This window comes from Micromonospora sp. DH14 (assembly GCF_029809455.1).
Classification (GTDB): domain Bacteria; phylum Actinomycetota; class Actinomycetes; order Mycobacteriales; family Micromonosporaceae; genus Micromonospora; species Micromonospora parva.
In genome coordinates this window covers 61,170-87,531 of record NZ_JARVKT010000021.1, presented here as the reverse complement: position 1 = coordinate 87,531, position 26,362 = coordinate 61,170, and the positions used below count along the sequence as shown (strand labels likewise).

Annotated in this window: 31 protein-coding genes and 1 tRNA gene; 12 read left to right on the top strand and 20 right to left on the bottom strand. The window is 71.0% G+C overall.

The genetic code is table 11. From position 1 onward, the window contains the following. Positions 1-71: 71 nt before the first annotated feature. Positions 72-1,091, bottom strand: a complete 1,020-nt coding sequence (locus tag QCZ28_RS24055) for an aldo/keto reductase (RefSeq protein WP_279518769.1) — start codon at positions 1,089-1,091, stop codon at positions 72-74. Positions 1,092-1,203: 112 nt separating this feature from the next. On the opposite strand from QCZ28_RS24055, the gene QCZ28_RS24050 reads away from it, so the two are divergent. The 6 genes from QCZ28_RS24050 (at position 1,204) to QCZ28_RS24025 (ending at position 5,494) form a co-directional block, all read left to right on the top strand. Next, on the top strand, positions 1,204-1,329 hold the full coding sequence (locus QCZ28_RS24050; protein ID WP_279518768.1) for a hypothetical protein: 126 nt from the start codon (positions 1,204-1,206) through the stop codon (positions 1,327-1,329). 9 nt (positions 1,330-1,338) lie between these two features. After that, positions 1,339-1,818: a hypothetical protein gene (locus QCZ28_RS24045; RefSeq protein ID WP_279518767.1), complete on the top strand. Its 480-nt coding sequence runs from the start codon at positions 1,339-1,341 to the stop codon at positions 1,816-1,818. A 75-nt stretch (positions 1,819-1,893) separates the two neighbouring features. Next, positions 1,894-2,904 (top strand): MFS transporter, encoded by a 1,011-nt coding sequence (locus QCZ28_RS24040; protein ID WP_279518766.1) that lies wholly within the window; start codon positions 1,894-1,896, stop codon positions 2,902-2,904. 35 nt (positions 2,905-2,939) lie between these two features. Further along, positions 2,940-3,269: a hypothetical protein gene (locus QCZ28_RS24035; protein ID WP_279518765.1), complete on the top strand. Its 330-nt coding sequence runs from the start codon at positions 2,940-2,942 to the stop codon at positions 3,267-3,269. Positions 3,270-3,279: 10 nt separating this feature from the next. Further along, complete coding sequence (locus QCZ28_RS24030) at positions 3,280-4,224, top strand: RNA polymerase sigma-70 factor (protein WP_279518764.1); 945 nt, start codon at positions 3,280-3,282, stop codon at positions 4,222-4,224. A gap of 82 nt (positions 4,225-4,306) precedes the next feature. After that, positions 4,307-5,494 carry an FAD-dependent oxidoreductase gene (locus tag QCZ28_RS24025; RefSeq protein WP_279518763.1) on the top strand — a complete coding sequence of 396 codons (1,188 nt, stop codon included), beginning with the start codon at positions 4,307-4,309 and terminating at the stop codon, positions 5,492-5,494. A gap of 149 nt (positions 5,495-5,643) precedes the next feature. Here the strand turns inward: QCZ28_RS24025 and QCZ28_RS24020 are convergent, their stop codons facing one another. The 5 genes from QCZ28_RS24020 to QCZ28_RS24000 form a co-directional block, all read right to left on the bottom strand. Next, on the bottom strand, positions 5,644-6,147 hold the full coding sequence (locus tag QCZ28_RS24020; RefSeq protein WP_279518762.1) for a hypothetical protein: 504 nt from the start codon (positions 6,145-6,147) through the stop codon (positions 5,644-5,646). A gap of 96 nt (positions 6,148-6,243) precedes the next feature. After that, complete coding sequence (locus QCZ28_RS24015) at positions 6,244-6,486, bottom strand: hypothetical protein (protein ID WP_279518761.1); 243 nt, start codon at positions 6,484-6,486, stop codon at positions 6,244-6,246. Between the two features lie 213 nt (positions 6,487-6,699). Then, positions 6,700-7,584, bottom strand: a complete 885-nt coding sequence (locus QCZ28_RS24010; protein ID WP_279518760.1) for a hypothetical protein — start codon at positions 7,582-7,584, stop codon at positions 6,700-6,702. A 40-nt stretch (positions 7,585-7,624) separates the two neighbouring features. Next, entirely contained in the window at positions 7,625-8,344 is a 720-nt protein-coding gene (locus tag QCZ28_RS24005; protein ID WP_279518759.1) for a hypothetical protein, read from the bottom strand. A 94-nt stretch (positions 8,345-8,438) separates the two neighbouring features. Continuing rightward, positions 8,439-11,201: a BTAD domain-containing putative transcriptional regulator gene (locus QCZ28_RS24000; protein WP_279518793.1), complete on the bottom strand. Its 2,763-nt coding sequence runs from the start codon at positions 11,199-11,201 to the stop codon at positions 8,439-8,441. Between the two features lie 159 nt (positions 11,202-11,360). On the opposite strand from QCZ28_RS24000, the gene QCZ28_RS23995 reads away from it, so the two are divergent. Together QCZ28_RS23995 and QCZ28_RS23990 are read left to right on the top strand one after the other, a co-directional pair. Next, on the top strand, positions 11,361-11,981 hold the full coding sequence (locus tag QCZ28_RS23995; RefSeq protein WP_279518758.1) for a dihydrofolate reductase family protein: 621 nt from the start codon (positions 11,361-11,363) through the stop codon (positions 11,979-11,981). Positions 11,982-12,097: 116 nt separating this feature from the next. Further along, positions 12,098-12,529 (top strand): hypothetical protein, encoded by a 432-nt coding sequence (locus QCZ28_RS23990; RefSeq protein ID WP_279518757.1) that lies wholly within the window; start codon positions 12,098-12,100, stop codon positions 12,527-12,529. A gap of 11 nt (positions 12,530-12,540) precedes the next feature. Here the strand turns inward: QCZ28_RS23990 and QCZ28_RS23985 are convergent, their stop codons facing one another. Then, entirely contained in the window at positions 12,541-13,248 is a 708-nt protein-coding gene (locus QCZ28_RS23985) for a uridylate kinase (protein WP_279518792.1), read from the bottom strand. A gap of 332 nt (positions 13,249-13,580) precedes the next feature. On the opposite strand from QCZ28_RS23985, the gene QCZ28_RS23980 reads away from it, so the two are divergent. The 3 genes from QCZ28_RS23980 to QCZ28_RS23970 are packed head-to-tail and all read left to right on the top strand — an operon-like array spanning position 13,581 to position 14,964. Further along, positions 13,581-13,808, top strand: coding sequence for an alpha/beta fold hydrolase (locus QCZ28_RS23980; RefSeq protein ID WP_279518756.1), 228 nt, complete (start codon positions 13,581-13,583; stop codon positions 13,806-13,808). Then, the gene (locus QCZ28_RS23975) at positions 13,805-14,368 is read left to right on the top strand and encodes an alpha/beta hydrolase (RefSeq protein WP_279518755.1); all 564 of its coding nucleotides are present in this window, start codon (positions 13,805-13,807) and stop codon (positions 14,366-14,368) included. Before QCZ28_RS23980 ends, QCZ28_RS23975 begins: the two co-directional genes overlap by 4 nt. 35 nt (positions 14,369-14,403) lie before the next feature. Beyond that, positions 14,404-14,964, top strand: coding sequence for an AAA family ATPase (locus QCZ28_RS23970; protein ID WP_279518754.1), 561 nt, complete (start codon positions 14,404-14,406; stop codon positions 14,962-14,964). 137 nt (positions 14,965-15,101) lie between these two features. Here the strand turns inward: QCZ28_RS23970 and QCZ28_RS23965 are convergent, their stop codons facing one another. The 5 genes from QCZ28_RS23965 to QCZ28_RS23945 form a co-directional block, all read right to left on the bottom strand. Further along, complete coding sequence (locus tag QCZ28_RS23965; protein ID WP_279518753.1) at positions 15,102-15,491, bottom strand: hypothetical protein; 390 nt, start codon at positions 15,489-15,491, stop codon at positions 15,102-15,104. A 354-nt stretch (positions 15,492-15,845) separates the two neighbouring features. Then, positions 15,846-15,922, bottom strand: a tRNA-Ile gene (locus QCZ28_RS23960). Positions 15,923-16,043: 121 nt separating this feature from the next. After that, positions 16,044-17,282 (bottom strand): FAD-dependent oxidoreductase, encoded by a 1,239-nt coding sequence (locus QCZ28_RS23955; protein WP_279518752.1) that lies wholly within the window; start codon positions 17,280-17,282, stop codon positions 16,044-16,046. A 123-nt stretch (positions 17,283-17,405) separates the two neighbouring features. Then, positions 17,406-17,675, bottom strand: coding sequence for a LysR family transcriptional regulator (locus QCZ28_RS23950; protein ID WP_030330371.1), 270 nt, complete (start codon positions 17,673-17,675; stop codon positions 17,406-17,408). 377 nt (positions 17,676-18,052) lie between these two features. Next, positions 18,053-18,475: a hypothetical protein gene (locus QCZ28_RS23945; protein WP_279518751.1), complete on the bottom strand. Its 423-nt coding sequence runs from the start codon at positions 18,473-18,475 to the stop codon at positions 18,053-18,055. 282 nt (positions 18,476-18,757) lie between these two features. On the opposite strand from QCZ28_RS23945, the gene QCZ28_RS23940 reads away from it, so the two are divergent. Next, complete coding sequence (locus tag QCZ28_RS23940; protein ID WP_279518750.1) at positions 18,758-18,964, top strand: hypothetical protein; 207 nt, start codon at positions 18,758-18,760, stop codon at positions 18,962-18,964. Between the two features lie 121 nt (positions 18,965-19,085). Here QCZ28_RS23940 and QCZ28_RS23935 read toward each other — a convergent pair whose 3' ends face one another. From QCZ28_RS23935 to QCZ28_RS23900, 8 genes are all read right to left on the bottom strand, one after another. After that, a complete protein-coding gene (locus QCZ28_RS23935; RefSeq protein WP_279518749.1) occupies positions 19,086-20,381 on the bottom strand; it encodes a helix-turn-helix transcriptional regulator in 1,296 nt (431 codons plus the stop codon). 310 nt (positions 20,382-20,691) lie between these two features. Next, positions 20,692-21,903, bottom strand: coding sequence for a glycosyltransferase family 4 protein (locus QCZ28_RS23930; RefSeq protein ID WP_279518748.1), 1,212 nt, complete (start codon positions 21,901-21,903; stop codon positions 20,692-20,694). Positions 21,904-21,908: 5 nt separating this feature from the next. Further along, positions 21,909-22,544 carry a GPP34 family phosphoprotein gene (locus QCZ28_RS23925; RefSeq protein ID WP_279518747.1) on the bottom strand — a complete coding sequence of 212 codons (636 nt, stop codon included), beginning with the start codon at positions 22,542-22,544 and terminating at the stop codon, positions 21,909-21,911. A gap of 57 nt (positions 22,545-22,601) precedes the next feature. Beyond that, positions 22,602-23,456, bottom strand: coding sequence for an ABC transporter permease (locus QCZ28_RS23920; RefSeq protein ID WP_030330377.1), 855 nt, complete (start codon positions 23,454-23,456; stop codon positions 22,602-22,604). Next, positions 23,453-24,376, bottom strand: coding sequence for an ABC transporter ATP-binding protein (locus QCZ28_RS23915; protein WP_279518746.1), 924 nt, complete (start codon positions 24,374-24,376; stop codon positions 23,453-23,455). Before QCZ28_RS23915 ends, QCZ28_RS23920 begins: the two co-directional genes overlap by 4 nt. Next, positions 24,373-25,524, bottom strand: coding sequence for a nucleotide disphospho-sugar-binding domain-containing protein (locus tag QCZ28_RS23910; protein ID WP_279518745.1), 1,152 nt, complete (start codon positions 25,522-25,524; stop codon positions 24,373-24,375). Before QCZ28_RS23910 ends, QCZ28_RS23915 begins: the two co-directional genes overlap by 4 nt. A gap of 53 nt (positions 25,525-25,577) precedes the next feature. Further along, entirely contained in the window at positions 25,578-25,889 is a 312-nt protein-coding gene (locus QCZ28_RS23905; RefSeq protein WP_030330380.1) for a transcriptional regulator, read from the bottom strand. After that, a complete protein-coding gene (locus tag QCZ28_RS23900) occupies positions 25,886-26,362 on the bottom strand; it encodes a hypothetical protein (protein WP_279518744.1) in 477 nt (158 codons plus the stop codon). The genes QCZ28_RS23905 and QCZ28_RS23900 overlap by 4 nt, the downstream gene beginning before the upstream one ends.

The following is a 26,362-nucleotide window of genomic DNA, read 5'->3' as shown; positions in this document are numbered from 1 at the left end:
TCGGTGCTGGCGTTCAGTCGAGATGGTCGGCGGGGGCGGGACCAACGGCGCCGGTCACCGCACCCGTTGGCTCAGCGACGCCGCCGCGCCGGGTCGAGCAGGGCGGGCGGGGTGTCGAACTTCTCGGCTGCGGCGAGGTCGACCCCGGGTGCGACGATCGCGTCGATCGCGTCGAGCACGTCGGCCGGGAGCACGGTGTCCGCGGCGGCGAGTTGGGCGTGCAGGTGGTCGATGGTGCGGGGGCCGATGATCGCGCTGGTCACGGCCGGGTGCGCGGTGACGAACCCGAGTGCGAGCTGGATCAGGGTGAGCCCCGCCTCGTCGGCCACGGTGGCCAGTTGCTCGACGGCGTGGAGCCGGGCCTGGTTGGCCGGGACGCTGAGGTCGAAGCGGGCGGGCAGGAGCGCCGAGCGGCTGGTGGTGATCTCCTGGCCGGCGCGGATCGCGCCGGAGAGCCAGCCCGAGGCGAGCGGGCTCCAGGCGAGCACGCCGAGCCCGTACTGCTCGGTCACGGGCAGAACGTGGGCCTCGATCCCCCGTTGCAGGATCGAGTAGCTGGGCTGCTCCGTGACGTACCGGCCCAGGTGGTGCTCCCGCGCGGCCCACTCGGCCTGCACGATGCGGTACGCGGGGAAGGTCGAGGAGCCGAAGTAGCGGATCTTTCCCGCCCGTTGCAGGTCGGTCAGCGCCGACAGGGTTTCCTCGTCGCTGGTGGTCGGGTCCCACCGGTGGATCTGGTAGAGGTCGACGTGGTCGACGCCGAGGCGGCGCAGGCTGTTGTCCAACTCGGTGACCAGCCAGCGGCGCGAGCTGCCCCGCTGATTGCGCTCGTCACCCATCGGCATGCCGGCCTTCGTGGCCAGCACGATGTCGTCGCGACGGCCGGCGATGGCCTTGCCGACCAACTGCTCCGACTCGCCCTGGCTGTACATGTCGGCGGTGTCGATCAGGTTGATCCCGGCCTCCAACGCGGCGTCGACGATCGCCGTCACCTCGCCCTGGGTGGTGTGCCCCAGTTTGCCGAAGTTCATCGCGCCGAGCACGAGGGTGCTGACCTGGACGCCGGTGCGCCCCAGAGTGCGGTACTGCATGGCTGTTCCTCCACGGAAGGGTGAGGTGACACTGGCCCACCCGCTCCGACATCCCGAGCAAGTGGAACCACGTTCCGCTAAGAACGATACGGAACACCGTTCCGTTTGACAAGTGACGGAGGCAACGGCCCGGATGCTGTACGAGCGGCACGGTTTCACCGTCGACGCCGAGGATCCGGTGGACGTCTTCCTGGTCCGCGCGCCCAGGGTGATCAACGACGAGGGCCTGTCAATGTAACGTTGACAGATGACGTCGGTGCTGGCGCGATTGGCGGAGGTGCGTGCCGCCCGCGCCCTCCTGGACGAGCAGGAGCTGGAGATCATCGATCGGGCGCGCCATGACGGCGCGACCTGGGCGCAGATCGCGACGACCCTCGGCCTCGGCAGTCGACAGGCCGCCGAGCAGCGGCGACAGCGGCTGGTGGCGGCGCGGTGGTCGCGGCGGCAACAGCTCGACCTGCGGCTGCCTCCGCAGGTGGCGGCACTGCGGGCTGCGGTCGCCGACCTCGCCCGGTGGATCGGCGCCGATCAGCGGTGGGACAGCCGGTTTCGCCGCGCGGCTCTGGTCCGGAGCACTGTGGAGGCCGCGTTGGACGCCGCCCCGGGCTCGCTGTACGCGCTGACAGTGCACCTCGCCACCGATCTCGCCGAAGCGGGCGAGCGACTGCCCGCGCCCGCCCGAGCCGCCGCAACCAAGATCAACGCCGCACTGTCAACGGAGCATTGACAGCGTCGAACAGCATTGCGCGCACCCAGCTCACGCTTGAGGATGTGAGTCACCTCGACTCAACTCGGAGCGCTCATGCGTCGCAACGCGAGCCTGTTCGTGGCGATCTCCCTGCTGTCCGGCTTCGGCAGCAGCGCGATGTCACTGGTCAACGGCATCTGGATCCTGGACCTCACCGGCTCCACCGGCCTCGCCGCCCTCGCCGGGCTCTGCGTGTACGCCCCGGTGCTCGCTGGGCCCTGGCTGGGCGGCCTGCTCGACCGGGTGCCCCGGCGACCGCTGGTCATCGCCGTCAACCTCCTGTTGGCAGCCGCCCTGCTGACCCTGCTCACCGTGCGGGGGCCGGGGCAGACCTGGCTCATCTTCACCGTCTCGTGCGCGTACGGCGTCAGCTACGTGCTGATCGACGCCGGCGAGACGGCGCTGCTGCCGTCGGCCCTCGCCGCCACGAAACTCGGCGACGTCAACGGGTGGCGCTCCAGCGCGCAGGAGGGCATGAAGCTCGTCGCTCCCCTCGCCGGGGCCGGCCTCTACGCGTGGCGGGGCGGTCACGTCGTCGCCGTGCTCAGCGCCGCGATGCCGATCCTGGTCGCCGTCCTGTACGCGGTGCTCCGGCTGCGCCGGACGCCCGCCGACCAGCGGATCGAAGCCGGCGGCGGCTTGCGTACCGGATTGGTGGTCCTGTTCGGAGCACGGGCGACACGTCTGCCGGTCGTGCTCGCCGCGGTGTCCATCGCCATGTCCGGTTTCACCACGGCGGGGACCTACGCGATCGTCGTGACCGAGCTGCGGCTGCCGACGACGTTCCTCGGTGTGCTGGCCAGCGCGCAGGGGGCCGGTTCGATTCTCGGTGGCCTGATCGTCGGCCGGCTCGTCGCGGCCCGGGGTGCCGTTGCCGTCGGTGTCGCCGGCACGGCGCTGTTCGCGCTCGGCTGCCTGGCACGTTGCCTGCCGTGGTGGCCGGCGACCGTCCTCGGTGCGGTGGTGGCCGCCACCGTCACCCGTCGGTCGACGGCGCGCGGCCAGACGCCGACAGTGCCCGCGCCGCCGCACCGGACGGCCGGAACGAGCCCGGCGAGCCGCTGACCGGGGTCACCCGCGTACCGGACCTTGCCGATGTCGTGGGTGGCGGCACCGAAGAGCACCGCCTCCCGGTCGAAGGGGAGCTGCGGGAACCGGGCCGCCACCGCGTCGGTGAGCTGCGCGGCGACCTCGTGCACGGCCCGCAGGTGCGCGGCGAGACGCGGCAGCGCGTGCAGGGTCTCCAGCAGGGCGACGACCTGCTCGGGCAGGGGCCGCAGCGGCGGGTCCGCGGGGGCGGTGAGGGCACGGCGCAGCGCATCGGACGTCACCACCGAAAGGGTACGACCACCGCGCCGCCCCGCCCCGCCCCGGGTGAACCGTGTCGACGTACGCCGTCGATCGGTCAGCGGGGTCGCGGGCGTGGTTGACTATCGAACCATGCCGCTCAGTCCGGACGAGGTGGAGCTGTTCGAGCGCTCCAGGGCCCGCCTGGAGGCGATCGCCTATCGCCTGCTGGGCTCGGCCAGCGACGCGGAGGACGCCGTCCAGGACACGTTCCTGCGCTGGCAGGCCGCCGACCGGGAGCACGTCGAGACGCCCGAGGCGTGGCTGACGAAGGTCCTCACCAACGTGTGCCTCAACCAGCTCACCTCGGCGCGGGCCCGGCGGGAGACCTACGTGGGCACCTGGCTGCCCGAACCGGTCCTCGCCGGGGACCGGATGCTCGGCCCCCTCGACACCGCCGAGCAACGCGAATCGGTCTCGATGGCGGTGCTCACCCTGTTGGAACGGTTGTCGCCCAACGAGCGCGCGGTGTACGTGCTGCGGGAGGCGTTCGGCTACTCGCACGGTGAGATCGCCGAGATCCTCGCCATCACCGAGTCGAACTGCCAACAGACCTACCGGCGGGCCAAGCAACACGTCAGCGCCGAGCGGGCCCGCGCGGAGGTCGACCGGGCCACCGCCCGGAAGATCGTCGCGGAGTTCCTCACGGCGGCGAACAACGGCGAGATCCAGCGGCTGGTCGAGTTGCTGACCGACAACGTGACGAGCACCGCCGACGGCGGCGGCAAGATCCCGGCCCGGTCCGCGCCGATCGTCGGCGCACTGGCGGTGGCGAAGTTCCTGCGCGGCCTGTTCAAGCCCGCCGACGTCAAACGGGACCTGGTCGGCGGCAGCCCCGCCCTGCACGTCGCCACCGCCAACGGCGCTCCGGCGGTGGTGGTCGTTGTCGACGACCGGGTCATCGGCGTGATGTCGCTGCAGGTGACGCCCGAGGGGGTCACTGCCATCCACAGCCAGGTCAACCCCGACAAGCTCGGCCGCGCCAGCCGGCGGTGGTCCGAATCCGAGCACGAGGATCCCGCCCTGCACGTCTGGTGATCCAGCTCATAGCCCGCTCCTGTCAGGAATCGGGGCGCTGTCCGGTTCAGGAAGCGACCACAACCGAGACAGGAGTGCCACCATGAAGCACCGCATCGTCGTCCTCGGAGCGGGCTACGCCGGAGCCATGGCCGCTGGGCGCCTCGCCAAGCGGTTGCACCCCGGCGACACCGAGATCACCGTCGTCAACGCCGACGCGGATTTCGTCGAGCGGGTCCGCATGCACCAACTCGCGATCGGGCAGGACCTCAAACCCCGCCCGTTGAGCGAGATCTACGCCGGCACCGGCGTCACCCTCCGGTTGGCGCGGGTCACCGCCGTCGACGCCGACCGCAGGACCGTCGCGCTCACCGACGACCACGGCACCGACGAGATCACCTACGACACGCTCGTCTACGCCCTCGGCAGCACCGCCGCCGACCATGGCGTCCCCGGGGTCGCCGAGCACGCGTACGACATCGCCGGCAGGCCCTCGGCGCTGCGGTTGCGCGACCGCCTCGCCCACCTCGCGGCCGGCGGGACCGTGCTCGTCGTCGGCGGCGGCCTCACCGGCCTCGAAGCGGTCACCGAGATCGCGGAGGCCCGCCCGGATCTCCGTGTCGCGCTCGCCGCCCGCGGCGGTCTCGGTGACTGGCTCAACGGCAAGGCGCAGCAGCACCTGCGCGGCGTCTGCGACCGGCTCGGCATCACCGTGCACGAGCACGCCGACATCGCGCGGGTCGAGGCGACCGGCGCGCTCACCCGCGACGGTCGGGAGATCCCGGCCCAGGTGACGGTCTGGACGGCCGGCTTCGCCGTGCACCCGATCGCCGCCGCCACGACCCTGGCGGTCGCGGAGACCGGGCAGATCATCGTCGACGACAGCATGCGGTCGGTCTCCCACCCAGAGGTGTACGCGGTGGGCGACGCCGCGATCGCCGCGGGACCGGGCGGCAAGCCGCTGCGGATGTCGTGCGCCTCGGGCGTCCCGATGGCCTGGCAGGCCGCCGACGCCATCGCCGCGCGGCTCACCGGTCGGGCGAAGTTCGCCAAGGCCCCGCTGCGCTACTTCAACCAGTGCATCAGTCTCGGCCGCCGCGACGGCCTCATCCAGTACGTCACCGCCGACGACCGGGCCAAGCCGGCTCTGCTCACCGGGAAGCTGGCGGCCCGCTACAAGGAGATCGTCTGCGCGGGCGCCGCCTGGAGCATCTCCCACCCGATCATGTACCCGGTGCGCCGCCACCGCATGGTCACGACCCGATCGGAGATCCGCACCGGCGTGTCCTGACCTGACGGCGGACTGCGGGTCGGCCGGTCACCGTCGGTCATCCTCGTCGGGGCGGATGCGGTGGTGAGCGGTATACCTCAGAGGCATATTCATACCTCTGAGGTATACGGCTGTCCGGCAGATTGAGGTGCCAGCAGCCGGGTCCAGCGTCAGGGGCTGGCCGAGCGCGCGGTCCTGCGGAGATACCGCGCCAACGGCCGCCGACCCAACTGCAACGGCGCGTTGGTGACCGCCTGGTCGCGTTGCAGGGAGAGCTCGGCGAACCGGGCGCGCACATCGGCCAGCGGTTGGTGTGGCGCCCAGATCGTCCGGAAGGCCCTGGCCTGGTCGGCCAGGGCCTGGTTGGTCGCAGCGGAGACGAATGCCACCTCGCTGCGGTGCGCCGCGCCGGAACTACTCGCGATCGAGGCCAGGCCGGCGGCCACCAGGGCGGCGATCGCGGCTACCGTGCCCAGCTCAGCCGAGGCCAGCCCGACAGCCCCCGAAGCACCCGCGATCACCGCCGACGAGACAGTGGTCAGGGTGTTCCAGCGTTGCCACCATGCGGCCTGTTTCCGCTGCAGCACAGCCCAGCCGTCGTGCCGCTGTTCGAGCAACTCGGCTTCAGCGATGAAGACGGCGCGCTCCCGCTGCTCCCCATCCAGGTGCGACATTCTGTCAGCGTCCGACATCGTCGGGATCCTGTCCCCAGCAGTGTCGATCTCCGGACATTGACCGGAGCTTCTGGCCCACCGGCCCGAGCCGGCGACTCACTCCTCCGGCTGTTGGTCCGAGGCTGGCCCACCGGATTCAGCCTGGCGCCCGGCCAGCCAGACGGCGTGCTCCTTGAGCAGGTATCCGATCCAGTAGACCGCGAAGAGAATCAGGAAACACGCGAAGAACACCCCCGAGACGATGCTCGCGATGATGAGTGCTTCCCGGCCGTCGCCGGCCCCGTGCGCGGCGAAGGCAATCAGGCCCAGCACGAAGAAGAGGACCATGTAGAGCGGCATTGTCGAACTGTCCGCCGGGTGGGACGAGCGGGACGGCCACGGGCCGCGAGGGTCGCTGCTGATCACCTGAGGAGTATCGGGGAACGCCCGGCTCCCGGCTGTCCCTGTCGGACATGCGCTGGCACTGTCGCCCGGTGACCAGCTGCCGCAGGCGTGCGGTCCCGCTCCGCCTCGACCGGTGGGGCGGAGCGGGACCGTCCGGCGGCCTACACCTCAGAACCCGCCCCATTGCCGGGCCGAGCATTTCCAGGTCTTCCCGCCATCCTGCGAAACGCAGAACACCAGGATCTTGCCGAGGATCGGCAGGTTGAGGGTGAAGAGGTGTCCCTTGGTCTTCGCGTACACGACACCGGACTTCTCGGCGATGTCGGCGAGCGCCCACCCGGGGTCCGGCCCGTCCACTGTCGCCACCCGCCGCAACGACTCGACGTCCCTGCCGTCGAGGAGCGTCTTGATCTCGTCCGCCGACGGCTCATCCTCACCGACCAGTGTCTCCACGCTGTACGGGCCGTCGACGGCGACGCCGTTGGCCTTCTCGAAGGCGACCTTCGTCTCGCCGATCGTGGTGCCGCCGGCCAGGTCGAGGGTGAGGATCAGGTCGCCCGTCCGGCGCGACAGCAGGCATTCCCAGATGGACTTGCCCGACGCGACGCACATGGTCAGGCACCACTCCCGGCCGCCGGGGGCGGACGACGCGAAGAGCAGTGAGGTCGCCGTCGGGCTGTCGCCGGTGCCGTCGTGCGTCCCGTCGGCGAGGTCGGCCATGGTCGTGCCGAGGACGTCCCGGCTGCCCGCGATCGTGCCGACGACGGTGACACCGTCGACCTTTTTGCCGGTGGCGAGCGCTTCGAGCTCGTCGCCGGTGAGGTTCCGCCCGCCGGTGTCGACGGCCAGCACCTTGTCCAGGTCGCCGACGGGCCGGCCGGTCAGCTCCTCGAACCGTTGCAGCATCGTCCCCGGCGCACCGGGATGGTCGGTGATCGTCGTCCGGGCCGCATCGTCGGCGGCCTGCGACGGGGCGTACGAGGCGGTCAGCCCGACGATCAGGGCGGTCGTGACGACGGCGACGCGCCTGGTGATGTCCCGCAGAGTTGTCATCTTCTTCCCCTCACTGTCTCGATGAGCACTGTCGGTCGGGCTACCAGCGGCACGTGACGATGTCGCCGACGTCGTTGGGGGATCCCCAGTCGCAGTGGTCGTCGATCCACTCACCGATCTCGCCGATCGTGTCGACGATCCAGGCGAACACCGACTTGATCGCTCCCCAGAGGCTGAAGTAGACGACTGTCGTCTCGGGTGTGCCGCCGGCCTCGTCGATGATCTCCTTCGTCGACATGGCGGCGTCCGGCTTCTCGACGATGTCCAGCACCCGTACCCCGGTGTCGTCCTTGCCCGCCAGCAGCGCCGCGACCTGCTCCGGGGTCCGCTGCTTGCCGTCGTCGACCGCCACGATCGCGCGGTCGACGAACACCTCCCGGCTGCCGCTGACGGCCTGGGCGATGCCGGCGATCTCGCCCACCGTGAGGTCGTTGCCGAGCGCCGGCCCGGTGAACCGCCGCACCGACACGGCACCGGCCGGGTCGACCTGGACCTCACCGACCGTGATCAGGTCGTCGGCCGCGAAGGGCGCCCAGCCGAACGTCCACTGCCCGCCGACGCAGCGGAACGCGCCGTACTCCTTGCCTTCGGGCGCTGTCTCGGTACGGACGGTTCCGCCGCGTTCGTCGACGTGCTGGACCACGCAGTCGGCGCCCTTGCGCGGCGGCTTGACGGTCTGGGCCACGGCGGCGGAGGACATGGCCAGCACCGTCGCGCTGGCCACCCCGATCACCGCGAGGCGGTGTGCCAAAAGACTCATCGAACGCTCCATTCCTGGTGCGGAAGAAACTGGTGTCCGAAGAGTGCCGGGCCGCGCTGAAGCGGCCCGGAAACGGCGCTGAAAGCGGGGTACGTCAGCGCAGTCGACTCGCGTCGAGCTGGTCGAGGTTGACGCGGATCGAGTCGGCGTCGGCATCGCCGAGTTCGTCGAGGATGGTCAGGGCCCGTCGCCAGGCGGCACGGGTGGCAACGAGGTCACCGAGCGCCTGGTGGCTGCCGCCGAGATTGACGTACGTGCTCGCCTCGGCGTACCGGTCGTGGACCTGTGTGAAGAGTTCGAGGGCGTGCTCGTAGCAGGCGATCGCCCGCCGGTCGTCGCCGAGCTGGTGGTGGGCGTGGCCGAGGCTGTCCCAGGTGTCGGCCTGCCCCTGGACGTCGTCCACCTCCTGCAACATCCGCAGCGCCTCACCGCACGAGGCAAGGGCGCTGTAGTAGTTGCCGAGCAGCGCCTCCTGCCAACCGACCGCGTTGAGGGTGTAGCCCTGACCGGCCCGGTTCCCCGCCGACCGGAACAGGGCCAGCGCCCGCCGGGAGTGGTTGAGCGCCTGCTGGTGCTGGCCCTGCCGCTCCGCCAGCTGACCCAGGTTCAGGCAGGTGTGCGCTCGTCCGGCGTCGTCGCCGACGTCGGTGAACAGGTCGAGCGCCCGCCGCAGGTGGTCGTCGGCCTCGTCGTACCGTCGGAGCCGGGAGCAGGCGAGACCAAGGCTGCGGTGCGCGTGGCCCTGCCCGGCCTGATCCCCGATGCGGGACGCGGCGGCCAGCGCGATCCGTTGCGTGCCCAGCCAGTCCTGCCAGTGCCCCTGCCGGTGCAGGAAGCCGGCCATGGTCCAGGCGAGTCGCCAGGCGTGCCCCTCGAACCCGGACCGCGCCGCGAGCGGCACCGCGGCGAGCAGGACGGGAACCTCGGTGCTGAACCACGCCGCGGCGGCCGACCGGTTCCGGGGTCGTTCCGGCAGCACGCCCGCGCGGGGCGGCGGGAGGCTGATCGCGCTGAAGTGCGGGTGCAGTGCGAGGTCGGCGGCGTGCGCGGTGTGCAGGCAGTGGTCGAGCAGCCGGTGCACGGCGGCCCGCCGCTCGGCCGGCGGCTCCGCCTCGTCGGCGAGGCTGGCCGCGTACGCGCGCAGCAGGTCGTGGAACGCGTAGCGCCCGTACGAGTGCTCGGTGAAGAGGTTCGCCCGGGTCAGCTCGGTGAGCAGCGGACCGATCGCCGGCCCGTCAGCGCCGGCCAGGCTTGCCACGGCCGGGGCGGACACGTCCGGGCCGGGATGCAGGCTCAGCAGCCGGAACAGTCGGGCCGCGGGCGGACTGAGCGTCCGGCACGACCAGGAGAAGACCGCCCGGACGTCGGTGGCCTCGTCACCCGCGTGGAAGGCGTTCAGGTCGCCCAGCTCACCGGCGACGGCCGCCAACGAGAACTGCCGGTTGGTGGCAGCTCTGGCCGCCACGATGGCCAGGGCGATGGGTAGCCGCGCGCAGCGGTCGGCGATGTCGTCGGCCGCCGCGGGTTCGGCGGCCACCTGACGCTCGCCGAGCCGGCGGACCAGCATGTCGCGGGCCTCGCCAGGGCTCAGCAGGTCGAGGGGCACCGGCTGGGCGCTCTCGGTGACGACCAACGGGATGAGCTGGTCGCGGCTGGTGACGATCGCGAGGCAGTGCGGTGAGCCGGGCAGCAGCGGCCGGACCTGTTCCGCGTCGCGCGCGTTGTCCAGCACCACCAACAGGCGCCTGCCCGCCAGCGTGGTGCGGTACAAACTCACCATCGCGTCCGGGTCGCCGGGCATCCGGGCCACCGGAACACCGAGCGCCTCCAGGAAGCCGTGCAACGCCCGCGCCGGGTCGGTCGGTGTGGCCGCCGGGTCGAAGCCCCGCAGATTGACGTAGAGCTGCCCGTCGGGGAACTGTGCGGCCGCGCGGTGCGCCCAGTGCACGGCGAGCGCGGTCTTGCCGACGCCGGCGGTCCCGGAGACCACGACGGCGCCGCCCCGCTCGACGAGCGCGTCGAGGGCGGCCAGCTCCGCGGCGCGCCCGGTGAAAGTGGGTACGGGAGGAGGCAGCTGCGCCGCCACCGGTGCCGCGGCCGGGGCGGGCGCGGCGATGGCGGTGTCCTGGCGCAGGATGGCGCACTCCAGGTCCCGCAGTCGCGGACCCGGGTCGATGCCGAGGTTCTCCCGCAGGTTGTCGCGCAGCCGTCGGTACGCGGCGACCGCTTCGCCCTGTCGGCCGTCGCGGTACAGGGCGAGCATCAGCTGGGCGTGCAGGTGCTCGTCGAAGGGGTGCTGTCGGACCAGCCGTTCCAACCCGGGCAGGAGCCCCGCGTGCTCACCGACGGACAACCGGGCCTCGACGAGCGACCGTTCGGCCTCCAACCGCAGCCGTGCCAGGTGTTCCGCCTGCTCCTCAAGCCACGCCGACCCGGCCACGTCGGCCAACGGTGGACCCCGCCACAACGCCACCGCCGCCGTCAGGTGCTTCACCTGCTCGTGGCCGTCCGTCGACCGCCGGGCCAGCTCGATGAGACGTTCGGCGACCTGCACGTCAGTGGAGTCCGGCCCGGTGTCGAGCAGGTAACCGGGCTGGCGCGCCACGATCGATCCCGGCTCGCCGAGCACCCCGCGCAGGTAGGAGACGTGGCGCTGCAACGTGTTCGCCGCGGTGGCCGGCAGGTGGTCGCCCCAGACCACATCGAGGAGCCGGTCGACACTGACCACCCGGCCCACGTGCAGCGCCAACGTCGCCAGCACCGCCTTGCGGCGCAGGCCGTTCACCGCCTGCGGACTGCCGGCGACGACCACCTCCACCGGCCCGAGCAACCTGACACGCACGCCGGTGCCAGCCATTGAGATCACCAGGTCAGGCTATTCCTGAGCCCAGCGAGCTCGGTCTGTTCGTCGCGCACTGGACACGATCCGCTGTCGAGCCGGGCAGCACGCGCGGCCGGAGCCGGGGGTCGGTCGTAGGCTGACCTCCCGCCCCCTGACTCGTCGATGGAGAGCGCAGTGACCACACGTAGCGGCAAGGTGATCGTCGACCAGACCATCTCCGCCGACGGGTACTCGGCCGGGCACAACCAGACCGAGGAACGCCCGTTCGGCGACGACGGCGGTGACGGCTGGGGCGCGGGGCTGCACTCCTGGATGTTCGACGCCGCCGACGAGAACCGGGCCGAACTCGACCAGACCAGAGCCGCCTCGGCGGTCATCATGGGGCGAAACATGTTCGGCCCGGTGCGCGGCGCGTGGGACCGGCAGTGGAACGGCTGGTGGGGTGACGATCCGCCGTTCCACAAGCCGGTGTTCGTGCTCACCCATCACGCGCGTGAGCCGCAGCCGATGGAGGGCGGCACCACCTTCCACTTCGTCACGGACGGGATCGAGTCGGCGCTCGCGCAGGCGCGCACCGCGGCCGGCGACGGCGACGTCCTGATCCACGGCGGCTCGACCACCATCAACCAGTACCTCGCCGCCGGTCTGGTCGACGAGCTTCGGCTGCACATCGTGCCGCTCACCCTCGGTGCCGGCGTGCGGCTGTTCGAGGGTGTGCCGCCCCTGAACCTCGAACAGCTGACGGCGCGGGCGGCGAGTTCGGTGCTGCACGTGACCTACCGCGTGCTGCAGTGAGGCGGTGCGCCACCGCGTGAATGGGTCAGGGAGTGGTGACGGTGGCAGGCGTCAGCCGCATCGGCGGCAGCGAACGCCTGCGGCGTGGTGCACATCGACCGTTGTAGGGTGCCGCCGTGGGATACACCGTGGCACCGTCAGGCCGTCTGCACCTTCCGGAGTCGGAGGACACCGCTGCGGCCATCGCCGTCCAGGCCGCGCTGGCTGAACGAGGTGACTGGTACGGGCCGGACGGGTTTCCGTCGGATGGCACGCTGGTCGACCTCGCGGAGGCGGCCCGCGCCTCCATCGTCCGCGACGCGGACTGGATCGAGTTCGGGCACGACGACGAGGGCGATCCCAAGTGGTCGGACCGGGCGACCGCCTTCTACGTCGCGATTGCGCCGTTCGTGCGCGAGGGCACCGTGGAGATCGAGGGTGAGGACGGGGCCCGCTGGTCGTACACCTACGCGGACGGGCGGGTGACCCAGCGGGGTTGGAACGGGTGGGATGGATCCGTCGAACCGTTTGGCGACTACGTGGAGCACCCTGCCCCGGACCATCCGTAGCCGCGGCTCTCTCACCGGCCGCCCGGGGTTTCGGTGAACGGATCTTCTCGGCGGGCGGTTTCCCAGACCGGTCGCTGCGGCTCGTCGTTGTGCACGACGATGTCGGCGTGCCGCAAAGGGTTGGCCGTGGCGAGGTAGAGCTGTTGCGACGGGATGTAACGCTCGCGCCACCGTCGTTCGACGTCGGCCCGGGGTGACACCAGCCGCTCCCGGAACACGGCACGATCCACTGTCTTCTCCAGTGCCATCGTCACGACGATGCGCAGGTCCCACCGGTCGACCAACTCCGGGCGCAGGAGGAAGACGCCGTCGAAGAGGAGCACGGCGTCGGGTGGGGCGGTCGTGACCGGCGGGGACAGCACAGCGTCCGCGGCGCGGTCGTAGACCGCGTGTTGGAAGCGCCGATCTCCGCCCGGCCCGAGCGGGTCGAGCAGGACCCGTTTCAGCGCGTCGTTGTCGTGGGTGTCGTGGTAGCAGCCTTCGGCCGAGTACTCGCCGCGCGGATAACGCCGCGCCCGGGGAAAGAGGAAGTCGTCGATCGTGGCGCGGATGACGTCGCGGCCCTGGTCGCGCAGGACGACGGCCAGTTCGTCGGCGAGGGTGGTCTTGCCGGCGGCGGGTGGTCCGTCGACGGCGACCCGCGTCGGGTGGGTGACGGTCACGGACCCGACCGCCTCAGCCAGGCGGTGGAGCAGGTCGTCGCGGGTGCCGTGGGTCAGGTCTGCCGGTTCTCGTCTCACATCGCTCCCCCACCGGTCCGTCGACGGGCCGCGAACTGGATGCGAAACCCTGTCACAGTGGGTCACATCACGTATGGTCGCACGATTGCTGGCGCACCTCCGCCCCCGCTTGTCGTCTGCGGACACGTGGTGGCACTGGTGTTGCTCGCCCTGGACGCGCGCCGTGAGTGGAGTGCGTACGGGCTGGTCGTGCTTCTCCTGCTGCCGAGGGTCTCCTCTGTCAGCCGGACACGCTGACACTGGGGCGGGCAGGGCTCGGACCCCACACCGCTCCCGACGCGCGGGGAATCACGGGTCTAACATCCCCGGCCATGCGTAGGTTCTTCACCGTTGGGAGTCGGACTCTTTCCTATCTGGACTTCGGTGGCCCGGGTGCTCCCCTCCTGGTTCTTCACGGGCACTACAACGAGGCGTCGGCATTCGCGCCGCTGGCTGAGGCGTTGGCACCGGAGTGGCGGGTGATCGCGCTCGATCAGCGCGGGCATGGAGCGTCGGACCGTGCCGAGAGCTATACGCGTGACGACTATGTGGCGGAGTGAACGCCTACCAGTACGCCGGGCGGTACGCGGACCGGGTCACCGCGCTGATCGTCGAGGACATCGGCGCGGTCGTGGACGTTGATTGGTCGTTCACGACCAGCCTCCCCCGCCACGCGCCATCGCGTGATGCGCTGACCTCGGCACTGGGCGCGGCGGCACCCTACCTGGAGTGTTCCTTCCGCCAGTTCAAGGACGGATGGGGCTTCTCATTCGACATCGGCGACACGGTCGCGTCCCAGCAGGCCCTCAGCGGTGACCACTGGAAGGACTGGGTTTCGGTGAGCTGCCCTACGCTCCTGATTCGTGGAACGCGCAGCGATGAACTGGCGGCGGACCACGCTCGCGAGATGATCGCCCGTCGCGCCGACCAGGCCCGTCTTGCCGAACTGCCCGCCGGTCACGTGGTGCATCACGACGCTCAGGCACAGTTCGCCGCCGTTCGCGCCTTTCTGTCCGAACTCGGAACCCCGACGCGATCGGTCCAGGCCGTCGGCGGCATGGCTGAACAGGGGGAACGACCGTCGGGGCGGGCGGGACTCGAACCCGCGACCCGTCCATAACGCCGCCCGGTTGCTCGCCCGCGTTAGTGTGCCCCGTGATCGTATGGATCAACGGCACCCACGGCGCGGGCAAGACGACGACCAGCGCGCTCGTGCAACAACTGATCCCGAATTCACGGGTGTTCGACGCCGAGAAGGTCGGCGAGACACTCATGGACATCACGCCGGGGCTGCCCGAGACGGACAACTTCCAGCACTGGCCGCCGTGGCGGCAACTCGTCTTCGAGACCGCCCACCGCGTGCTCGACTACACCGGCGGCACTCTGGTGATGCCCATGACCGTCCTGGTCGAGCAGTACTGGCGCGAAATCAGCGGAGGCCTCGCCCAGCACGCCATACCGGTGAGGCACTTCGTCCTCCACGCTGACCAGGACACCCTCCGCAGGCGTATCGAGGGGGAACACCCCGTTCCCTCCCCGTTCCGCCTCAAATACCTTGAGCCCTACGCCGAGGCGGCCCGCACCTGGCTGCATGCCGAAGCCGAGGTCGTTGACACCACGCACCTCACGCCCGCCCAAGCAGCCCAGCAGATCGTTCTCAGGGCCACCGGGAATACCCCGGGCACGCTCCTGGCGAGACCTGAAGATCGGTACTAACGGTCGTTGTCCGGCTCGCCGGCAGCATGGCTGGCCGGGCGGGGCGGGGCGGGCGGACTCGAACCCGCGACCGAGGGATCTTGCGGACTGGATGCGGACTGCCCGGCCTCGGACCCGGACCGTAATCGAGTGGTCAGTCAGTCTCGTGGCACAGGGCTGCCACTGACAGCATCCAGCACCTGCCGGTCACCGATTGGCTTGTCAAGCCTCACCCGCACCCATCTCACCTCCGCGTGATCGTCGCCCGACCACCACAAGGTCGGCTGCCGCGCGACCACGTGCAAGGTCACATGATCACCCTGATCGTCAGCGTTCGTGCGCACGATCTCAAAGTCGGGATGCATCTCGACGCGTGCATCGAGGACCTTGGGGTCACTGCTTGCCCTGTAGGAGGCCACCGAAGTCTCAAACTCCTGCGCACGATGCATCGCGCTCACCGTGGCGTAGGCGCTGACCAGGAGGACCATAGCGACCGCGACTGCGACGAGAATTTTTCTCTTCGGCTTGGTGAGCTGCTCGGCAGACATGCGTCCTCCGCTCCAACCGCATGAGATGGTGACTGAGTCTTCACGCGGAAGGTGATGCAGGCAAGACCGCTGCGGGCAGGAAACTGATCTCCTCGTCGGGCAGTTGTAGACCCTTCTGCGCCCCGCCGCCTGATGTAGGAGTGCGTCGTCTCGGCGTCGCAGTACAGCCATACCTCTGGCTGTTCGGGATAGCCGGCCGACTCGCGACGTCGCGGCCGGTCTGCGCTGGGGCGAGTTGGCCGCGCTTCGGGTGCGGCGGGTGGACCTGGTGAAGCGCCGGCTGCTGGTGGTGGAGTCCGTGACCGAGGTCAAGGTCGAGCGGTGTTTGGCACGCCGAAGACTGGGGGGGACGGCTGGTGGGGCGGGCGGGACTCGAACCCGCGACCGAGGGATTATGAGTCCCCTGCTCTAACCGGCTGAGCTACCGCCCCGAACACCGCGCCGGATCTTATCCCGCTCGGCGGTCAGCAGCCAGCACCGCGCCGGCCGGCGCCCACGCCTGCGCCAGCACGATGGGCAACAGGAATATAACAGCGTGCTCAGGTACGCCTGTCAGCCGGCACGCAGCTCGTCCAGCACCGCGCCGGCGGCGCGCCAGCCGCTGGTGAGAGCGCCCTGGATCGATGGGCTGTCCCGGTGGTCACCGGCCACGAACAGGCCCTCCCTCAACGCCACCGGCTTGCGCAGTTGGCCCTGCGGTGGTGGTGCCGCGGGTAGCGCCTCGGGGATGGCGACGGTGGTGAGGTGTGTCCAGTCGGCGGTGGAGCGGCCGTACAGTCTGGTCAGCTCGGCCCGGATGGTCGGCTCGGGTGGGGCCGTCGGGCCGACCACCGAGGTGGCGATCAGGTGCCGTCCGGCGGGCGCGTATGTGGGGGCGGCGTTGCTGAGCACCACGGTGTTGGCGACGAGTTCGCGCCGGTCGCCGTCGACGAGCAGGATCGGCTCGGTGAGGGGCGGCTCCGGCGCGCTGTGGTAGTAGGTGGTGTAGCTGTGCATGCGTACCCTCGCCAGGGTTGGCAGCAGCGCGGACGCGGCGGGTGGGTCGACGGCGACCACGACGGCCCGGCAGCGGATGTCGCCGGCCTGGGTGCGAACCCGGCCCGGGGTGACCTCCGCGACGGGGGTGTCCAGGTCGAGCAGGTCGGCGGGTAGTGGCGCGGCGATGGCCAGGGGCAACGCGGCCATCCCTTCGGCGGGCAGGCCGATCCGGCCGCGGGCGAAGGAGCGCAGCACCATTGCCAGTACGCGGCTGGAGGTGGACAGCTCCCGGTCGATGAAGACACCGGAGAGGAACGGTCGCAGCAGTTCCTCGATGATGGCGTCGGAGAGGCCGGCGCGGCGTAACGCCGTCTCGGTGCTGGTCTCGGGCGCGGCGAGCAGCCGGGACGTGGGCAGGGTGGCGCAGCCGGTGGCGAGCGCGGCGAAGCGCAGCCGGTCGAGCAGGGAGCCGACCCCGGCGAGCGCGGTGCCGGGCCCGCCGGTCGGTTCGCGCACCGGGTTGACCAGCCGCAGCAGGTTGTCGCCCTTGCGGACCAGCACACCGGAGGTGAAGTAGCCGAGGTTGAGCTGGTCGGTGTCGAGCAGCGTGCCGAGCCGAGGGTAGGCGGTGTTGAGCACCTGGAAACCCCGGTCGATGAGGTGACCGTCGATCACGTCGGTGGCGACTCGGCCACCGAGTCGGTCGCTGGCCTCCACCAGCCGCCAGGGCACGCCGGCGCGGTGCAGTCGGCGGGCGGCGGCGAGGCCGGCCAGGCCGCCGCCGATGATGACGACGTCGACCTCAGCGCCCATGCCCTCATCCTAAGCCGATCAGCCGCGCGACCTCGGTGGTTGCCGCGGGTGGCGAGGAGTACGTGGACGCGAACGAACCCCGGGTTCTCGGCAGTTCCGAGGCCCCGGGGTTCGGGAGGAACGTCAACCGGCGAGCGCCAGATCGGCGGTCGTGGCCTTGATGCCGCGCATGAGTGTGAGGACGGCCTGGACGGACGGCAGCATCAACGCGCCGGAGCGGGTCAGCGTGACGCCGGCGGAAGTACGGACGAACAGCTTCGTGCCGAGGGTCATCTCCAGGCACTTGATCTGGTAACTCACTGCGGGCTGCGAGTAGCCCAGCGCCCGGGCCGCCATGTCCATCCGTCCGTGCTCGGCTACCGCGACGAAGGCCTGTAGTTCGCGCTCGTTCACCTGATACCCCCGAATATCGACCGGCTCCGCCTGGCTTGTCATCACCAGGCAGTCATCAGAGTAATGACTTTCGTCATGCCGGTCAATACCGTCCGGCGGAAGTCCCAGCGACATCGTGCCCGGTCAGAGCACCTTTCAGGAAGTACACAGCCAACTTGTGGTGACTCCATCAGAGTCATGCGCTACAGAAGATTCAGTCATACTCGATGACTGGATCGGAATGAGGGCCACCGTCGGCGGTCGGTCGTCCCGCACGACGACGAGGACCTCCGTCGCAGGTGGCAGTCCCACCTCGACCGGAGGTCCTCGTGATTACCGCTTGTCGGTGCCGCCCGCACCCGACCTCGACCAGGGGGCCGCGGCCCGCCCGGCACTGGTCACCAGAGCGTCGTCGAAGCGCCGCAGGCGGTGCCCGCGCACAGCCGGGCGGTGGCGGAGGGCCGACCGACCAGGAAGGTCTGGAAGGTCGTGACGAACGACTGCGGGCTCTCGCCGGCGCACGTCACCGGCGACTCCCAGGTGGTGCCGCCGTGCTGGATCTGCACGTGGAAGCAGCCGGTGGCGGTGCCGGTCGTGATGATGCCCTTGACCGTACGCTTCTGGCCGATGCCCAGCGGGTCCTGCTGGACGGTCTGGGTGCCGCTCGCCGTGGCACCGTCATAGGTCACCTGCCACGCCAGCGGCAGCACGGACGTGGTGGCGGCCGGGCGGGCGAGCGCGGGCGCGGCGACGGAGACCGCGGCGGCAGTCATCAGGACGGTCGCGGTGACCACCCGGCGGACTTTTCCTGACAGGGACATGAATTGCCTCCGAATACCGATCGATGGTTCGGGAAGCGGCGCGGCGGAAATGATGCGGCAGGTTACCGATCACATTGCCGTGCTCTCGCCGAAGCAATCTCAGCCATCGGGTGACGGGGCGGGCAACGCCATATCGAACTCTTGAAAGAGCCGCCGGCCGCCGGCGGGGCGGCGCGCGATTTTAAGGGCAGCCGGCAGCCCTACGCCACCCCCGATCAGCCTGGCTCCAAAAAATTCGAACCAGACTCCACCGGCGCGACGCGAGCCACTAGACATAGAGGCATGACGAAGCACACCGCAGCCGCCGCCACTGACGACACCCGCCTCGTTCGCCGCCTGGTGATGCCGGCGATCGCGTTCGCCGCGATCGCGTTCGCCGGCTCGGAGGCCACCGACGAGACCGCCACCGACACGTCTCAGACCGGCGTCGTCGCGGTCGCCGAAGCGCCGGAGCTCGCGGCCCCGGCGTCGGCCGACTGGCCCTGGTGAACGACGACGCCCGATCGGCCGGTCGCGGCAGCGAGGGAGCCGCGGCCGGCTTCGCGCCCTCCATCACCTGACGGTGCTGGGGGGCTTCTTCATGTGCCCACCGCTTCCGCGCGGACCCGGCTCAGGACGCCGGGGCGTCATCCACCTCACGCCAGATCTGGACCGCCCGCCGGTACGCCGAAGCCGCCTCGGCGAGCTGAGCCGCCCGGCGCAACGAGCCGGCGGCCTCCTCGGATCGCCCGCACCGGCGCTGGGCACGGCCGACCGCCAGGACGAAACGCACCCGCTCGATGGCCGACAGGTCGGCCTCGTCGACCGTGCTGGCGATCTCCAGCGCCCGCTCCGGTTCGCCGACGGCGACCGCGTACCGGACCTCCAGGCTGGCGGCGGCGGACGGTGAGGAGGCGAGATCGGCGGCGGACATGGCGGCGCGGGCGGCGACCATGTGCGCGGTGATCTCCGACAGGTCGGCTTCGGCGTCCATCAGCGCGGACACCGCCGCGGCGGCGAACCGCGCCCAGTCCCGCAGCGAGGTGGTGGGGTTGGCCAGCATCTCCCGTGCCGAGCGCAGGTGCTCCAGCGACCGCTCGACCTCGCCCATCCGGGCCATCGCGATGCTCGCCACCCAGTGCGCGCGGCCGGTGATGGCGGGGCTGTCCAGCTCCAGCGCCATCGCCATCATCCGCTCGACGATCCGGATCACCTCGGCCCCGCCGCCGGCGTCACTCAGCACCGAGATGTGCACCGCGTACAGGCGAATGTGCTCGCTGCCACGGACGAACGCGGTGCTGGTGATCTCCTGCTCGGCGAGCTCGATGTGGGTGAAGGCCTCGTCGAGGCGGCCCACGTCACGGGCCGCCCCGATCAGCGCGATGCGGGCGCGCACCAGCGCCTCCGGGACGCCGGTCTTCTCGGCGACCTCGACGAGTGCCTCGAGCAGCGCGTGTCGGGCGACCCGGTCGTTGCGCTGCTCCAGGATTCGTTCCAGGGCCAGGCCGTGGCTCAGCATCGACGCCGCCTCACCGGCTTCCCGGGCGGCACGGTAGGCGCTGGTCAGCCCCTGCTCGGCGCGGACCAGATCGCCCTGCTCGATGGCGCTGCTGGTGACCAGTTCCTGGGCGAGCCGGGCGGCCTCCAGGGGCGGTCGCGCACCGTCGTCGGACGGTCGCGGCCCCGACGTCGGCGCGGGCGCCGGGTCCAGGGCGGCGTCGTCGACCAGGGCCGCCATCGGTACGCCGAGGACACCGACCAGGTGGGCGACGACCTCCAGGGTCGGCACCCGGGTGCCGGACTCGAGCAGCGAGATGTAGGACTGGTTGACCGCACCCACGGCAAGGTCCCGTTGGGACATTCCGCGTTCGGTGCGGAGGCGTCGCAGCCGTCGCCCGAAGTCGGGCTGAGCAATCTGCGTGGCCATGCGACTACCTCGTGTGCCTTTCCGTAATCCAATACGACGCGGTCCGACGCTGGACCAGGGAGCAGAATACGCCGAGCACGCCGACGTATCGCCTCCGCCGAATGGCCCGCGCTGAATTCTGCCGGGACCATACCGGGGTACGGGAGCGGGGGCGGTGAACGCCCCCGCGAGCGACCCCGGGGGAAGGTGCTCGCGGGGGCCGGGACCCGTCACGGCCCGGAGGTGATGACTCCCGGCATATGACTGGCCCCGGCTACCCGCCCGACGGTGTCCGACTGGACACCTCCGGGCGGGTCGCGCCTGCTCCCCTCTATCCCACCGAAACCGACGCAGTCCGACAAGTCGCTATTGAAGATTTCGAATCGACACCGGGCGCCGACGCCTGGCGTGGTGCGGCACCGGCAGGTGGGCGGTTCAGCAACCGGTCCAGGACCCCCCGGGCCACCCGGGCGTCGAACCGGGCCGACAGCCCCGCTCCGGCCGTCGCGACGAGGCGTCCGGCCAGCTCGTCGTCCCGGAGCAACCGGACCAACTCGCCGGCCAGTTCCGCGGCGGTCTCCCCGCCCAGGACGTCGACGCCAGCCACCAGGCCCATGCCCTCGAAGGCGATCGGTGTGCCGACCACCGGTACGCCGTGCTCGATCGCCTCGCCCACCTTGCCCTTCACGCCGGCGCCGTAGCGCAGCGGCGCGACCGCCACCCGGGCCTGCCGGTACATCGGTGCCAGATCGGGCACCCAGCCGTGCACGGTGACCCGGTCACCGGCCATGGCCCTGACCGCCGGCGGCGCCGCGTCACCGACCAGATCCACCGTCACCTCCGGCATCTCGGCCCAGACCAGCGGCATGATCTCGGTACACAGCCAGCGGGCCGCGTCGACGTTCGGCTCGTGCAGATAGTTGCCGACGAAGAGCACCCTCGGCGTCGACGCCCGCTGCGCAGTGGTCCGCGCCGGTCGGTGGATGTTCGACAGCACCTCGACCCACGCGTCGGGCACCAACTCCCGCAGCAGGTGACGCTCCTCGTCGGAGACCACCAGCGTCACGTCGCATTCACGGGTCAGCAGCAACTCCACCGCCCGCATGCTGTCGGCTCGGGCCCGCAGCGCGTACCGGTCCGGGCTGCCCTGCGCGGCGGCCAGCTCCGCCTGCCGGTCGAGTCGACGAAAGTGCACATCGACCGTGTCGTACGCGACGAGGCAGCCCGGCGCGGCGTCGCGCACCCGCGCCAGCATCCGCACCGCCGGCTCGGGGCGGCAGAGCAGCGCCAGGCCGATCCGGTGCCCCTGGTCGGCGAGGAACCGGATCTGCTGCCTCCGGTCGGTGATGACACCGACGCCGGCCGCCCGCAACCGGTCCGCGTACTGCCGCTCGGCCGTCCCGTTCTGCGGAAGGAACACCACCTGACGCCCGAGGGCGAGCAGCTCGTCGATGACGCGTTGCAGGCGCAACGAACCGGAGTCGCGGTCCGGTGTCGGCAACTGGTGGTCGACGACGAGGACCAGGTCGGCGGCGGGCGACACGGCGGTCAGCTCGCGGCGAACAGGATCAGGAGCTGTGCCGTGTCCAGCCCGTGGAAGGCGTCCCGCAGCGGGCCGGACGCCCAGGCGGTCCGGGCGATCTCGGCGGCCCGCTGCCGGGTCGCCTCGTCCCGGGCACCGGGGACCGCGCCGATGCCGTGCAGGATCGTGATCAGCACGGCGGTCTCCTCGTCGGGCCGCGCGCCGTTGAGGGCCGCGTCGATCCCGGCCCGGATCTCCCGCTCCCGCGAACCGTCAGCGCTCGGGAAGCTGCGGGTCTTCACCAGGCCGAGCACGCGATTCTCCTCGACCCGGATCGCGCCGTCGGCGGTGAGCAGTTCCAGCAGCGGCTTCCAGCAGTCGTGCCCGAGGTTCTCGGCGGCCCAGCCGACCTTCGTCGGCTTCTCCCCCAGCTTCGCCAGCGCGGTGTCCAGGGCGGCGTCGCCGGTCGGGGTGCCGTCGGAGACCACCACCCGGGCCTCCCGGGCGTCGCCCGACGCGGGGATCGAGATGCGACCGGCCCGCACCAGGTCGAGCAGCACGGCACTGCCGACCGCCCGGTACCGGCGGCCGAGGTCGACGGTGCTGCGCCCGCTCTCGTCGTCGAGCAGCAGCAGGACAAGGTCTTCGGCCAGTCGGGACATGAGCACTCTCCTCGGTGGGATCGGATGAACATCGAACAGCTAACGGGTGGATCAGGGTCAGGCGGCGCGGCGGCTCAGGGCACGGTCACGGCGGGCGGCCATCGTGGAGCCGGACTCGCGGCGGGCCATCAGGCGCAGCACCACCGGCGCGGCCAGCATGCCCAGCACCGCCCAACCGCCGAGCACCGCCACCGTCTCCCAGTGCCGCCACGACTCGCCGATCTCGGCGGCGAGGGCGCTCTCCGGCAGCAGCGCGGACCGGGCCGCCAACCCCAGCCAGTACAGCGGGAACACCTGCGCGACGACCTGCAACCAGGTGGGGAACCCGGCGATCGGGTGGAAGATGCCGGAGATGGTGGCGAGGGCGAAGACCGGCAGCATGATCAGACCGATGCTGCGCGGGCTCTCGATCAGCGAGCCGAAGACCGCCCCGAGGGGCAGCATCGCCAGCAGGCCCAGCGGCAACAGCCAGAGCAGGGTGAGCCACCGCCCGGCCTCGCCGAGGTGCAGACCGTCGACGAGCAGCGCGCCGGTGCCGAGCACCGCGACCCAGGCGACCAGGACCATGCCGGCGACCAGCAGCACCTTGCCGATCAGGTACGACACCATCCCGTGCGGCAGCGCCTTGAGTCGCAGCAGCGTCCCGTCCTCGCGTTCGACGACGAGTTGCTGCGCCAGGTTGAGCAGGCCGTTGAAGCCGATGCACATGCTGAGCAGGCTGGGCAGGACGAAGGCGGCCACCGACACGTCGGTGCCGGCGAGCATGTTGTCGCGCAGGAAGTAGATCGGTGCCAGCAGGCCGATCAGCCACACCAGGTTGCTGCCGAGGTCCTGGCCGTTGCTGAGCACCTGGCGCAGCTCGGTGCCGCCACGACTCAGGCCCTGCCGTACGGCGTTGCCCGTCACGTTCATCGTTTCGCCTCCTCGCCCGCCACCATGGACAGGTAGATCTCCTCCAGACCGGCCCGGTGCACCTGCAGGTCGTCGACCTCGGCGCCATCCTGGATCAGCTGCCGCACGAATGCGGAGACATCGGCGGTACGGGCGCTGTGCGCCCGGCCGCCGCTGGTCCAGGTCACCTCGGCCTCCCCGCCGAACTCGCGGGCCAGCTCGGCGACCGTCCCCCGGGCGGCGATCCGACCGCCGGCCAGGATCAGCACCTGGTCGGCCAGCTTCTCGGCCTCGTGCAGGTCGTGGGTGGTCAGCAGGATCGTCATCCGGGCGTCGGCCAGGGTTCGGAGCAACTCGTGGAACTCCTGCCGAGCCTGCGGGTCGAAGCCGACGGTGGGCTCGTCCAGGAAGAGGACCTCGGGCCGGCCGACGATGCCGACGGCGATGTCGAGTCGTCGGCGCTGCCCGCCGGAGAGCGCGGCGATCGGCTTGTCGGCCTGCTCGGTCAGCCCGACGGCGGCGAGCAGCTCGTCGACATCCCACGGCCGCGTCACGCCGTCGGTCGCGTACGGCCGGTAGAAGGAGCCGAAGTGCGACAGCAGCTCCCGGACCCGCCACTTGCCGTGGTCACGCCAGGACTGCAGGACGATGCCGAGCCGGGCCCGCCACGCCTCGTCGCCACGGGCGGGGTCGACGCCGAGCACGCTGACCTCACCGGCGGACCGGAGCCGGAAGCCCTCCAGGATCTCGATGGTGGTGCTCTTGCCGGCGCCGTTGGGCCCGAGCAGAGCGACGATCTGGCCGCGGGTGATGGTGAAGTCGATGCCACGCAGCACCTGCTGGGTGCCGTAGCTCATCCGCAGCCCGCTCACCCGCACCACGGGCGGCGGCTCCGCGGGGGCGGTCCGGACCGGATCCGGTGCGGTGAGAGTGCTCGTCATGCCGCGCGTCCTTTCTCGACAGGGTTCGCCCCGGCCAGGGGCAGGTGCAGTTCGATGTGGTCGGCGGCGGCGCGGGCACCACCGGCGGCAGCGATCTCGGCGCGCAGATCGTCGAGCCGTACCCGGGTGTCGGGGCTGGTCGTGACGGCCCGCACCGCGTCGCGCACGGCTTCCGCGTCGAAGGCCCGGGGCGGGACGACCCGGCCGACGCCCAGGGCCTCGACGCGGGCGGCGGTCACGAACTGCTCGACGCCCTGCGGGACCACCACCAGCGGCACGCCCTGGGTGAGCCCTTCGAGGACGCTTCCGGTGCCGCCGGCGGTCACGAAGACGCCGGCCTGTTCCAGCACCCGCACCTGCGGCACCCAGCGGTGCACCTCGACGCCGGCCGGCAGGTCGCCCAGCGCGGCCGGATCGACTGTGGTGCCGGTGGCGATCACCACGTGCCAGCCGTCGCCGGCCAACGCCGCGGCGCAGTCGGCGAAGACACCGGGCCGGGTGTTGTACGTGGTGCCGAGCGAGACCAGGGCCACCGGGCGGCCCGGCGGGGCGGTCCAGTCACCGTCGGTGCGTCGACGCCACGGCACCGGGCCGACGAAGAGGTACGAGTCGTCCACCTGCGCGGCGTTGACCTGCAACGATCGCGGCATCGCCACCACGCACGGCTTGACGTCGGGGGCGACCCGCACGGGGGCGCCGATCTGCTCCTCGCTGCCGGAGTAGAAGACGTGGGTCGGTGAGAACTGCACCTCCGGCACCCGCCAGTGCCTCGCCAGCAGCGGTGCGTGGGCGGTGACGGTGTCGTACACGATCAGGTCCGGGCGGTCGCCCTGGTACGCCGCCGCGACCTGCGGAAGCGCGACGTCGCGTTCGCGGGCGAAGACCGTGGCGGCCTGCCGGCCGTCGTCGTCGGTGGCGAGCCATCCGCGCCCGGGGGCGCCGGGCGTCGGGAACGTCGAGGTGTACGGCACCAGCGTGGCGCCCGCCTCCTCGACCAGCGCACCGAAGGCGGGTGCGGTGGCGAAGGTGACGCGGTGCCCCCGGCCGACGAGCTCCGCCACCACGCCGAGCATGGGGTTCACGTGACCGTGCAGCGGCACGGACATGAAGGCGATGTGGGCTCCGGGCGGCGAGTGGGCTGGCGTCACGGTTGTTCCCCCCTCTTGCAGGTTGGCCGCCGCCGGTGCGAACGATCGGGTCGCTACGGACGGGGGCGGTCGTCGGTCACCACGCTGTCGGCGACTCGGCGAAGCTCGGCCATGTGCGCGGTGAAGACAGTTCTACCGAGCGGTGTGAGCGCCACCCAAGCGTGGATTCGAGAATTGAATGACTCCTTGCGTACTGTCACGTAACCGGCTTCCTGCAACACTTTGAGCTGCTTGCTGAGCACCGAGTCGCTGACCGCCAGGGCGTCGCGGATGGTCGAGAACGACAGCGACTCGACGCGGCTGAGCATGGCGCAGATCTGCAGTCGGTTGAGCGGGTGGATGACCTCGTCGAAGCCGGACCTCATGCCTGCCGGCCCAGGTCACGTACGAGCGCCGCGTCGATGCGACGGCCGGCGACGATCGTGATGACGAGCATGACGACACCGCAGACCGCCATGCTGCCGCGCAGGTCGGCACCCCATTCGAGGGCGAGCCCGAGCACGATCAGCACGGGCAGCGCCGCACCGGCGCGGACGCTGATCCGGCGGGCGCCGGGGGTCGCGTGGTAGCGGTCCAGTGAGATGCCGGTGACGTGGTTGGCCGCGAGATTGAACAGCAGTGGCCCGACCAGCAGACCGATGATCACGCCGTACGGGATCCACGCCCAGCCGATGGAGACCGCCGCGAACGCCCACAGCAGTGACAGGCCGATACCCAGGTGGTACCACCAGGGCGCGACGGCCCGGCCGGCGATGATCTCGCGGCCACCGGCGACCTGGACCAGTGCCTGGCGCGCTTCCTGCGGGCCTATCCGGTTCATGATTCCTCCTGTTTCCAT